Source organism: Caloramator sp. CAR-1 (assembly GCF_030546345.1).
In the GTDB taxonomy this organism is placed as follows: Bacteria; Bacillota; Clostridia; order Clostridiales; family Caloramatoraceae; genus Caloramator; species Caloramator australicus.
The window spans coordinates 25,914-35,618 of sequence record NZ_JAUONW010000023.1 but is presented as its reverse complement, the minus strand read 5'-3'; the positions used below and the strand labels follow the sequence as shown (position 1 = coordinate 35,618).

The 9,705-nt window shown below is 33.8% G+C and carries 9 protein-coding genes; 2 read left to right on the top strand and 7 right to left on the bottom strand.

All coding sequences use genetic code 11. The annotated features are described in order from the left end of the window. Nucleotides 1-288: UPF0236 family transposase-like protein (locus Q3V94_RS07510; protein ID WP_303526545.1), on the top strand; the 288-nt coding region annotated here is incomplete at its 5' end. A 211-nt stretch (nucleotides 289-499) separates the two neighbouring features. Here the strand turns inward: Q3V94_RS07510 and Q3V94_RS07505 are convergent. From Q3V94_RS07505 to Q3V94_RS07475, 7 genes are all read right to left on the bottom strand, one after another. Next, nucleotides 500-763, bottom strand: coding sequence for a hypothetical protein (locus Q3V94_RS07505; RefSeq protein ID WP_303526543.1), 264 nt, complete (start codon nucleotides 761-763; stop codon nucleotides 500-502). A gap of 20 nt (nucleotides 764-783) precedes the next feature. Further along, a complete protein-coding gene (locus tag Q3V94_RS07500; RefSeq protein ID WP_303526541.1) occupies nucleotides 784-2,058 on the bottom strand; it encodes a M48 family metallopeptidase in 1,275 nt (424 codons plus the stop codon). Between the two features lie 287 nt (nucleotides 2,059-2,345). Beyond that, nucleotides 2,346-2,825, bottom strand: a complete 480-nt coding sequence (gene rlmH, locus Q3V94_RS07495; protein ID WP_303526537.1) for a 23S rRNA (pseudouridine(1915)-N(3))-methyltransferase RlmH — start codon at nucleotides 2,823-2,825, stop codon at nucleotides 2,346-2,348. A gap of 107 nt (nucleotides 2,826-2,932) precedes the next feature. After that, nucleotides 2,933-4,171, bottom strand: coding sequence for a uracil-xanthine permease family protein (locus Q3V94_RS07490; protein ID WP_303526535.1), 1,239 nt, complete (start codon nucleotides 4,169-4,171; stop codon nucleotides 2,933-2,935). Between the two features lie 199 nt (nucleotides 4,172-4,370). Then, on the bottom strand, nucleotides 4,371-5,420 hold the full coding sequence (locus tag Q3V94_RS07485; protein WP_303526533.1) for a S1C family serine protease: 1,050 nt from the start codon (nucleotides 5,418-5,420) through the stop codon (nucleotides 4,371-4,373). 12 nt (nucleotides 5,421-5,432) lie between these two features. Beyond that, nucleotides 5,433-6,221 (bottom strand): MBL fold metallo-hydrolase, encoded by a 789-nt coding sequence (locus Q3V94_RS07480; RefSeq protein ID WP_303526530.1) that lies wholly within the window; start codon nucleotides 6,219-6,221, stop codon nucleotides 5,433-5,435. Between the two features lie 74 nt (nucleotides 6,222-6,295). Beyond that, on the bottom strand, nucleotides 6,296-8,362 hold the full coding sequence (locus Q3V94_RS07475; RefSeq protein WP_303526528.1) for an HD domain-containing phosphohydrolase: 2,067 nt from the start codon (nucleotides 8,360-8,362) through the stop codon (nucleotides 6,296-6,298). Nucleotides 8,363-8,523: 161 nt separating this feature from the next. Between Q3V94_RS07475 and Q3V94_RS07470 the strand changes: the two genes are divergently transcribed. Next, nucleotides 8,524-9,690, top strand: a complete 1,167-nt coding sequence (locus tag Q3V94_RS07470) for an NADP-dependent malic enzyme (protein ID WP_303526527.1) — start codon at nucleotides 8,524-8,526, stop codon at nucleotides 9,688-9,690. The last annotated feature ends 15 nt before the right edge of the window (nucleotides 9,691-9,705 follow it).

Genomic DNA, 9,705 nt, shown 5'->3' with positions numbered 1-9,705 from the left:
TTATCAGCKAGATTAAGCAGTAGGCCATTAGGATGGAGTAAAGAGGGATTAAAGATAATGGCAAAGCTAAGGGTATTTAGCAGGAATGGAGGCAATTTAAGGGAAATAAGTATATACAAGGAAGATATTGAAACATTTAGATTAAATAAAAAGAAGATAAAAGAAACAATTAAAAGAATAAATAATTCTTCACGAGAAGGAATAAATAATATAACAATATTAAATATTGGAAAAGTAACGCCAATGTATAAGATATTAAAATCAATTAAATATGAAAATATAATTTAAAGTTTAAAAGTTTACGAAAGTCTTGATTTTAAACATTTTAGGGGGTTGTCTATAAAAATTAACCTACAATATCTTGACACTATCAATTTTTATACTTGTTAATTTTGTTTTCTATTTTTAAACCTTAATATAACATTTTCCTTACTGCTTTCTAAAAAAATATCCTGATATAAAATATGTGAATAGCAAAATTCTTCTATTTGATTTTCACTCAATTCCCTATCATAGTAATCATGGGTGTATACGTATACTGTTCGTCTATTTTCAATCTTCTTTCAAAATCATGGTTATTTCGAGCAAATTTTAATACGTAGTGTTGAAAATCAAACCATCTATCCTCATCAACGATAAATTTAACTTCGCTATCTACAGCAATCCTTGCATATTTACTTGCAAAGTCTTTGAAAAATATAAAAGTTAGATGAATATTCTCATATTTATAATATTCTCTAAAAATATCTGTTAAACAGCACATTATTCCATCTAAAAATCAATTCAAAAATGCCTGCATGCATTTATATAGCACTTTACATATGTTTCATCTAAGTATTTTTCGCTAATATTTATTGTTCTTTCAAGATATACAAGGTCCTCGTTATTATTTTTGGACATAAGAGCCTTCCCAAGACCATAGTTTGCTTTTATATGTTTTTCGTTTAAATATAATATCTCTCTATATATTGGTATTGCCTCCTCTGCTCCCTTAATCCTATGGGTATAATATGCATAGCGATATAGACCGTCAATATCTAAATTTTCCTTGCCATACATTTCAAGCTCCTTGAGCCTTATTTTGTATCTTTTAAAATTTGAGTATCTTTTTGACCACGTATTTCCTACTTCATCATACCAGTGCCTACTAAATATATAGCTTAGCTCATCTAAAAACTTATTAGATAAATAATGTGAGGCAGCATCATTTTCAACTATCGTTGGTTCCTTTACTTCTCCACCAATAACTTCAATACGATCCCTAAGACAAGGATGTGTATCTCCCATATTTGTTTTATATTCCATATTTTCATTTAAATACATACATAGTTTATTATAGTCAAGTCCCTTTTTTAAAAGAGCCTCAAGTCTTGTAAATACATCCTTCGGTGGCTTAAACTGAAATTTATTTCTTTTATATATTTCCTTCCAAAAATCCTCATTCAATGCAGTTAACTTTGATGATGTGTTAATCAACATACTAGTATACACATTAACGCCAACAAGCTGTGCAGCAAGCTTGTCCGCTTCGTGCTCAGCTAGTCTTCTGTAAACCGAAGAATATGCATCAAAAAACGGAATATATCTTTTAAAAAACCATTTGAATATAAAATTTCCCCAATGCTTCTTTTCCTCAAGTTGTAATAATATCCTTTCCCAAGTTTCCCTTACACGATATATAAGCACACCACTCCTACCATGTTTCGAAGATAGATGTGCTATTTCATGAGCTAGTGTTGCTCTAAATTCTTCAACTGATGATGCCCACATATAAGGAAGACCTACACATAAATAGTTTTTATAAAAACCAAATAACCCAAACTGTGGCACCGATACTATTGATGCGTTAAATTCATCTGTAATATAAATATAGTGAACCTTAGGTGATCTCAACTTCCTTGCGATTTTATCTACTTCATTAAATAGTTCTGGGCAATCCTCCCTGCTTAGTGGTATTCCCCCTGGAGGATAAATCCTTACCCAAAGCCCTTTAAATATATAGTAGGATAAACCAATAAATGCAATCGCTATCTTAAAAAGCCCATAGCTCCCTGACATTCCTCCCCTGAATATAATGCTAAATAAAAGTGCTGAAGCAGCAATAAGTATAAATAAAACACCAAAAATATACCCTTAGCCTAATAGTAAAAGCAAAAATGTTCTCCTTTTGCAAGCTTTAGGATTCTCCTTTGCCTTTTTTTCAACATCTCAATTAACTTATAGTATTTTTCCTTGTTCATTGAAATCCTCTATCCCTTCTACAATAATTTTTGTTCTATAATGCACAATCAAATTGCACAATTAAAAAATTTTTAAATGCTTAATTTTTGAAAAACAATTTGCGACTACTTGTGATACGGTTCACCGCTAATTATCCTATAAGCCCTATAGATTTGCTCAAGTAAAATCAAACGCATAAGCTGATGGGGGAAGGTCATTTTAGAAAAAGATAGCTTAAAATCTGCTCTATTTAGAACCGATTTAGATAATCCTATTGAGCCTCCTATTATAAAGGCAATGCTGCTTTTACCCTCTATAGCCCTTTGACTTAAAAATTGTGCAAATTCCTCGGATGATAGATGTTTCCCTTGAATATCAAGGGCAACAACGAACATATTCTCCTTTATATGTTTTAAAATATTTTGGCCTTCCTTATCCTTTATGTTTTCCTCTTCCCGTTGAGATAAATTCTCCGGTGCCTTTTCATCAGGAACTTCTATTATTTCAACCTTAGTATATTTTGAAAGCCTTTTTAAAAATTCATTAATGCCTTCTTTTAAATATTTTTCCTTAAGCTTACCAACAGAAATTATGGCTATGTTCATAATATCCTCCTTAAAAAGCTTTTGTTTATAATACAATTTTATTTACAACGAAAATTATTGTAAAGTAAAAAAGCTACCCCCACCTTAAGGGGTAGCCTACTTATATTTTATTCTCTGTTTAGAACTAAATTCACTATAACCCCAACTATTGCTGCAAAGCTAAGGCCTTGTATTTTTACCGTTTCTGTTACAGGAATACCTATATTTATTCCTGTATATGATGGTAACAGTCCTAGAATAAGAACTGTAGCCATAACTATTATATTCTTTACGTTAAATTTCACCTTGCTGTTTTTTATCGTCTGAACTCCTATTAGGGCTATCATCGAATATAACATAAAGCTAATTCCGCCCATTACCGGAACCGGAATGGACTTTAAAACTCCTCCAACCTTACCTATAAACCCTAAAATCATCGCAAAGACTGCCGTCATTCTAAGGATTGATGGGTCATAATTTTTTGTAATCGCTAAAACTCCTGTATTTTCACCATAGGTTGTATTTGCAGGTCCACCTATAAATCCTGCCGCCATGGTTGCCAAACCATCGCCTAAAAGCGTTCTATTAAGCCCTGGGTCCTTTATAAAATCCTGTCCTACAACCTGTCCGTTTGTTGTAATATCGCCTATGTGTTCCATAAACACCGCAAGAACAACCGGTGCTATAATCGCTATTGCTGCCAAGTCAAATTTAGGTAAAGTAAAGTGTGGGATTTCTATTAATTTTGCTGCCGATATGCTGGATGTATCAACTATTCCTAAGGCAGCTGATAGAATATATCCAAAGGCAACCCCTACTATTATTGACAGCTGTTTTAAAAGTCCCTTGCCAAACAATGTTACCATAACTGCAACTAAAAGCGTTGCGATTGAAACCAAATAATTCGTCTTTGCACTGTTATACGCTACGGGAACCAAGTTTAAACCTATTACCATTATCATAGGTCCTACAACCTGTGCAGGTAAAAATCTTTTTATCCTTTCAACCCCTATTCTTTGAACCACTAAGGATACTAAAACATAAATCAATCCTGCAACTACTATCCCGCCCTGTGCATATCTTAAGTCTCCAAAGGATTGTTTTACAGCAATTATGCCTGGGATAAAGGCAAAGGATGAACCTAAGAAAACCGGAACCTTTTTCTTTGTGCAAAGGTGGAATATCATGGTTCCAAGACCTGCTGAGAATATAGCTACCGATGGGTCAAGACCTGTTAAGATAGGAACCAAAACTGTGGCCCCAAACATCGCGATAAGATGCTGAACTGCCAAGATTATTCTTTTTAGTCTTTCAAATAAAGTAAGTTCCTGAGCTAACTGTCCTTTTAATACTATTTTTTCTTGCATTTTAAAACCTCCTTTTTCAGCCTCGCTGGACTGATTTAAAAGTTTTGGGCATAAAAAAACTTCCTACCATGGGAGGTAAGAAGTTGTGTCCAATATTATGCAAAACCTTTAACATCTTACCAGCCTCACGGGACTGATTTAAAGACCTCTTTTATTATCTTTTACATGATAACACATTATTTAATAAAAATCAATAGCTTTATCTAAAAACATCCACTGAAAGGTTATCGATGGAATCCAAAAGAACTTCAACTTCTCTTACCATACCTATTGGATTTTTTATCTTTAAAATTACCTTGCTTCCAATTTCCTTTAAATATAATTCCCTTTTAAGGTCTACAACTTTGTTAACCTCCACACCGTCTATAGAAAGGATGACATCCCCCTCTTTAATTCCTGCCTTAAAACCTGGACCATCCTCTATAACCTCATAAACGTATATTCCTCTGTCTATGTTATAATTATAATATCGTGCTGTTTCAACATCAAATACCTTAAGCCCTAACGTTGGTGGCTTAAATTCTCCCTTTTCCCTTAGAGATTTTAATATCGGCTTAATTATATTTATTGGAATAGCAAAGCCTATTCCCTCATATTCAGAAGCTTTAACGGAGTTTATACCTATAACCTCACCCCTAAGATTTATAAGGGGGCCTCCGCTGTTTCCCTTGTTTATTGCTGCATCCGTTTGGATTAAATCCTCCATAAACTTTCCCTTCTCAATCTCAATGGTTATATCCTTACCGCTTATGATGCCAGCCGTTACAGTCCTGTGATACCTTAAATTTAAAGGGTTCCCTATGGCAAGAACGCTATCCCCGATATTTATAAGGTTTGAATCCCCTAAGGTTACCTCGTTAAGATTGTCCGCTTCTATCTTTATTATAGCAAGGTCCAAGACCCTGTCCTCAAAAACAACATTGCCGGTAAATTCTCTACCATCCGTTAAGGTTATGATCATATTCTTATCAAGGACATGGCTGTTGGTGGCGATAAATCCGTCTTGGTCGATTATAAAGCCAGATGCAACTTGTCCTTTGCTGGATATCGAAACTACCGAAGGCAAAACCTTGTTTGCTGCATAGGAAAAGTCGGTAGTTTTTTCAATGATAATCCTGTTTTCAATTTTGTTTTCCTCTTTACCTTGTGTTGCAGCAGGAAAAAAGGTAACCATCAAAAATGCACCAATTACTGCACCTAAAAGTGAAACCACAAAATAAGAAAAAAGGGAAGGTCTTCTCTCCTCCATACAAACCACCTTTTAGATAGATTGAACCCTCCCAACCCTATCTCTATGGGCAATGTCGATTATTATATCTTCTCCATCCCTTACTCCATTCATCTCTAAAATTGAAATAACCGTTCTTAAGGCAAGCTCAGGGTAGTTGTTAGTTTGACTCAAATGCCCAAGCATGACCTTTTTTATCCTTTGGTTTAATATTTCTAAAATCGTTTTTGCTGCATCTTCGTTGGAAAGATGCCCCCTGTCGCTAAGTATTCTTCTTTTTAAATGATATGGATATGGACCTATCTTTAAAAGTTCAACATCATGGTTTGATTCTAAAAGTATAAAATCAGAATCCTTTATGTTTTCTTTAACCTCTTTGCTGGAGTGGCCTATATCCGTTGCTATGGATATTTTTTTGTTTTTATGGTAAAAGGAATATCCAACAGGGTCCACCGCATCATGGGGTATTTTAAAGGGTTTTATGAATATATCTCCAATCTCAAAACCATCATAGCCTTCAAATACCTTTATATTGTGAAGCTTTACCTCACCTATGGCCTTATAAATTGCATTCCATGTATTAGTATTAGCATAAATAGGAATATTAAACCTCCTTGATAAAATTCCTGCCGCCTTAATATGGTCATCGTGTTCATGGGTTATCAGTATACCTTTTATTTCCGTAGGATCTATTCCAATTTCCTTTAATCCCTCTTGAACTTTTTTCCCTGTAAGGCCTGCATCTACTAAAAGCTTAGTCTTTTCTGTTCCTACATAAAGACAATTGCCACTACTTCCGCTGTATATTGAACAAAACTCCATAGAATCTCCTCTTTCGAATAAAATATATCAAGCTATATTATAATTCTTTACGGATAAAATAACAATAAGTTAACTTATTGCAAAATTTCCAAAAAAACATCTACAATCTTAGGGTCAAATTGAGTGCCTGAACATCTTTTTATCTCCTCTATGGCCTCCTCGTGGGTTTTAACTATATTGTAAGGTCTTGAATTTGTCATGGCATCATATGCATCTACAACAGCAAGTATTCTACATTCTATTGGAATTTGTTCCCCTTTAAGGCCTAATGGGTAGCCTTTTCCATCCCATCTTTCATGATGTTTAAGTATAAGATCTGCTATTCCTGCAAGCTCTGGTGAGGAGACTGCAATTCTATATCCCTTTTCAGGGTGACTTTTTAGAATCTCCCATTCTTCATCCGTCAAAGGCTCCCTTTTGTTTAATATATCATCTGATATTGCAACCTTCCCAAGATCATGCATATCTGATAATAGCAAAAGATTATTTTTTTGAACCTCACCAAGCCCCATCTTTTCTGCCATTTTATGTGCCATTTTCTTTACCCTTTCAGTATGCCCTTTAGTTACATAATCCTTCTCTCCCAAGGCAGCCATCAGAACATTTAAAATCTGGTTTCTTGAACTTGTCTTATCCAAAAGCTTATTCTTATACATATTGTTATCAGCTTCCTTAAAGCCAACTTTAAAATCCCTATTATCATCTTTTACCGCCATCCCAAGGGCAACGCTTAAGGTTAAAATCCTTTCGCTAACATTTTCATTATGTTTCTCTATATTATGTTTTATGTTATTTAAAACTTCCTCAACTTCTTTTGCTTGTGTATTAGGCAGTAAAATCAAAAACTCATCTCCCCCTAATCTAAACACTACATCCTTATCCCTTTTTGATTCTAATAAAATCTTTGAAAAGGAAATTAAAAGTTTATCACCATATAAATGGCCTAAGGTATCGTTAACAAGTTTTAGACCATTAACATCTGCTATTATAATTCCAAGGGGCAAGTCGCTATGCTTTATATTTTTAACAAAACTATTAAAATATCTAAAATTATAAAGCCCAGTTAATGTATCATGGTAACTTAAATACTTAAGATCTTTTTCATATTTCTTCTGTGTTGTTATATCAGTATAAATCCCAAAGCCACCATAGATGCGTTCGTTTATCTTGATTAAAATGCTTCTAATTAAAACATTAACGGGTTTTTTCTCTTTATTAAACCTTACTGTTTCAACATGGCAAAATCCCTGTTGAAAAACCTTATTGGTTATATCCATAGCCTCTTCTATATATTTTTCATCTGTAATTAAATCATCTATATGTCTTCTTATACACTCTTCCTTTTTATATCCAAATATTTTCTCAAAGGATTTGTTTACATCTACGATAAGCCCTGATTTATCAAATTCAACTAAAGCATCAGGGGAGTTTTCAAAAAGAATTTTTCTTTTTAAAGTCTCCTCCTTGAGCCTTCTATAATCAGAATTCAGTCTGTAAATATAGGATATAAACAAGATTATTGTAAATAATACTATATGGTAAATTGCAGATTTTATTGAAAAAAGAAGTTTAAACATTGACTTAAATGTGTTTTGGACATACATGCCTGTTCCTATATATGCCTCTATCTCCGGGATGCCCTTTACATAGGAAAGCTTAAGTTGATGTTCGCTAGAACCTGGAGGTGCAGAATAATAAGAAACATAAGACCCTTCTGGACTTTCCTTTGCTGCCTTGACAAGTTCCCTTAGAACATAAGTCCCCTTTATATCTTTATAATTCCAAAAGTTTTTCCATTCCTTTTCCCTCTCAAAGGGTTGAACTATATATGTTCCATCGTAGCTGCTCATAAAAATATAATTTTTCGAATACTCATCATCATAGGTCATCCTTCTTACTAAATCAGCAATTCTTTCTATAGCCTCTTTCTTTGTTATCTTTCCCTGTATTTTTAATTGTAATATAGGTGAAATAGCATTATATACCATATCGATCTTTTGCTTTAGCTCATTCTTCCTTTGAATTTCAACCTGATAATAAAATTTATCAGTTAATATTTTTACATAATAGATTTGAAAAAGCATCAGCAAAAGTAGTAAAAAGGCAAAAGCCTTAAATACAAATGATCTATTTTTATGCATATTGCTTATCCCCCTCCTTTAAAATCATTATATGGTAAAATTCAAGCTATATCAACAATTGTTGACAAATTTCGTAGTAGATTAATGTTTTATAAATTTCTTTATATATCGTATAATATCATTAGAATATAAGTTTTCTTTATTATAAGGAGAGTGATATCATGTCGATTTACGATGAAGCCCTATCCTTTCATGAAAAAGTAAAAGGAAAGATAGAAGTGATATCAAGGGTGGAAGTTAATAATTCAAAGGATTTGTCCCTCGCCTATACACCTGGAGTTGCACAGCCCTGTCTTGAGATACAAAAAGATCCAGATAAAGCCTACATATATACAAGAAAGTGGAATACTGTTGCTGTAATATCCGACGGAAGTGCTGTCTTAGGCCTTGGTGATATAGGTCCTTTAGCAAGCCTTCCAGTCATGGAGGGTAAATGCGTCCTTTTTAAAAAATTTGCAGATGTTGATGCATTTCCTATTGTTATAGATTCTAAAGATGTTGATGAGATAGTTGAAACAATCGTTAGAATATCAAAGGGATTTGGTGGAATAAATTTAGAGGATATATCTGCACCAAGATGTTTTGAAATAGAAAGAAAACTCAGGGAAAAACTTGACATTCCAGTGTTTCACGATGACCAGCATGGAACTGCTGTTGTAACCTTGGCTGCCCTTACTAATGCCCTTAAGATAGTAAATAAAAAACTAAATGAAATAAAAATCGTTGTAAACGGTGCCGGTGCCGCAGGATGTGCAATCACAAAACTTCTTTTGTCGGCAGGTGCTAAAAATATTATAGTTTGCGACAAAAAAGGAGTTTTAGATCCTAATGGTGATATTGATAATGCTAAAAGGGAACTTGCAATGCTTACAAATCCAAACGGTGAAAGGGGCCTTTTAAAGGATGTTATAAGGGGTGCCGATGTATTTATTGGAGTTTCTGCTCCTAATGTTTTAACTTCTGAAATGGTAAAAACAATGAACAAAGATTCAATAATTTTTGCCATGGCAAACCCAACCCCAGAGATTTTCCCTGATGAGGCAAAAAAAGCCGGTGCAAGAATTGTAGGGACAGGAAGGTCTGACTTTGATAATCAAATTAACAACGTCCTTGCCTTTCCTGGAATTTTTAGAGGTGCCCTAGATGCAAGGGCAAGGGAAATTAATGAAGATATGAAAATAGCAGCAGCCCTTGCTATTGCAAATTCCGTAGAAGAAGATAAATTAAATGAAAATTATATTATTCCAAAAGCCTTTGACCTTAAAGTACAAAAGGAAGTTGCAAAGGCTGTTTACGATGCTGCTATAAAAAGTAAGGCAATAAAATAAAGGTGGGAAAATCCC

Bases quoted from the DNA above. Each gene is read 5' to 3' on its own strand.
- Q3V94_RS07505 (WP_303526543.1), bottom strand. From the start codon at position 763: ATGTGCTGTTTAACAGATATTTTTAGAGAATATTATAAATATGAGAAT.
- Q3V94_RS07500 (WP_303526541.1), bottom strand. From the start codon at position 2,058: ATGTCAGGGAGCTATGGGCTTTTTAAGATAGCGATTGCATTTATTGGT.
- rlmH (WP_303526537.1), bottom strand. From the start codon at position 2,825: ATGAACATAGCCATAATTTCTGTTGGTAAGCTTAAGGAAAAATATTTA.
- Q3V94_RS07490 (WP_303526535.1), bottom strand. From the start codon at position 4,171: ATGCAAGAAAAAATAGTATTAAAAGGACAGTTAGCTCAGGAACTTACT.
- Q3V94_RS07485 (WP_303526533.1), bottom strand. From the start codon at position 5,420: ATGGAGGAGAGAAGACCTTCCCTTTTTTCTTATTTTGTGGTTTCACTT.
- Q3V94_RS07480 (WP_303526530.1), bottom strand. From the start codon at position 6,221: ATGGAGTTTTGTTCAATATACAGCGGAAGTAGTGGCAATTGTCTTTAT.
- Q3V94_RS07475 (WP_303526528.1), bottom strand. From the start codon at position 8,362: ATGCATAAAAATAGATCATTTGTATTTAAGGCTTTTGCCTTTTTACTA.
- Q3V94_RS07470 (WP_303526527.1), top strand. From the start codon at position 8,524: ATGTCGATTTACGATGAAGCCCTATCCTTTCATGAAAAAGTAAAAGGA.